The following is a 1,274-nucleotide window of genomic DNA, read 5'->3' on the forward strand; positions in this document are numbered from 1 at the left end:
GTCTCAAACACTCGTCGTCGAGTCTTAAACACTCGTGCGAGAGTCTCAAACACTCGTCGTCGAGTCTTAAACACTCGTCGTCGAGTCTTAAACACTCGTCCGCGAGTCTTAAACACTCGTTCGCGAGTCTTATGCCCGCCACATGATTTATCATAAGAGTCTGCACGGTAAAGTCAGTGTATCCATTGACTATAATCTCTCAATGCCCCGCCTTAAACGTAACCTACAACCAAGCTTTTGCTATCACATCACCACTCGTTGCAACAACCGAGAATTTCGCCTTACGCGGTTGGAATGCCGTGAAGTGCTGCTTTATGCTATCAAAAAGGCACAGCAAAAATATGGGTTTAAGCTTTATGCTCTCTGCATCATGAGCAACCATGTCCATTATCTGCTAGAACCACAACAGCCAGAGGAATTGCCTAAAATTATGCACTGGCTCAACTGGTATACTGCTATGTGTTTTAATCGGATGCTGAACAGGACAGGACACTTTTGGGAGAAGCGATACCACAGCACGGGTTTTGCTAATACGGATAAACGGCGAGCGTTGAATACCTTGCGATACATCCACGCTAATCCTAAAGCAGCTGGAATGCAACAGGGTTTTTTCTACGATTTCAGCAACTATGGCATTCATGATCGCTTAAGTGATGATGGTATCACCCAGTGGCATCCTGCATTTTTGCAATTGGGGAAAAACTTGGAGGAATGCGCTGCTAAATATCGAGGATTCTGCAAAAAATATCGACCACAACCAAAGACAGAAAAAAGAAATCACTGGGGTAGTCGCTTTTTACCATCAATAGACTTCTTGCAAAAGTCAAAAAACGTGAATGTCATTCTGAGCGAAACGCAGTGTAGCGAAGAATCTCCAGAGATGTTTCGCTCCGCTCAACATGACAATTCAAGCATTTTTGCAAGAGGTCTAATGAAGAACAAAGGGAATCAGAAAAAGTCCCCAGGACAAATGAGTTTACCTTGGGATAAGCAAAGAATCACCGAATGTACTGAAGTGCATGAAGTAGCAGAAAAATTTATCCACGCAAACGGATATTTCCCCTCGGTGCCAGGTATTGAAATCCTGAAATGTTGATTATACCGTGTGAAAGGAGGTTGTAATAAATATTCACAAAATTCTGAAACGCTTAGATGTTACAGTTTACAAGTCTCGATGCGAGAGAAGAGACAACCAACCCCCCAAAACCACACACACACGACAGGACAGGACACTTTTGGGAGAAGCGATACCACAGCACGGGTTTTGCTAATAC

The 1,274-nt window shown here is 43.6% G+C and carries 1 protein-coding gene; it reads left to right on the top strand.

What is annotated here, in order from left to right; genetic code table 11:
• Nucleotides 1–202 precede the first annotated feature (202 nt).
• Nucleotides 203–1,096: a transposase gene (locus DP117_RS31650; RefSeq protein ID WP_248277918.1), complete on the top strand. Its 894-nt coding sequence runs from the start codon at nucleotides 203–205 to the stop codon at nucleotides 1,094–1,096.
• The last annotated feature ends 178 nt before the right edge of the window (nucleotides 1,097–1,274 follow it).

Source organism: Brasilonema sp. UFV-L1 (genome assembly GCF_012912105.1).
In the GTDB taxonomy this organism is placed as follows: Bacteria; Cyanobacteriota; Cyanobacteriia; order Cyanobacteriales; family Nostocaceae; genus Brasilonema.

Bases quoted from the DNA above. Each gene is read 5' to 3' on its own strand.
- DP117_RS31650 (WP_248277918.1), top strand. From the start codon at position 203: ATGCCCCGCCTTAAACGTAACCTACAACCAAGCTTTTGCTATCACATC.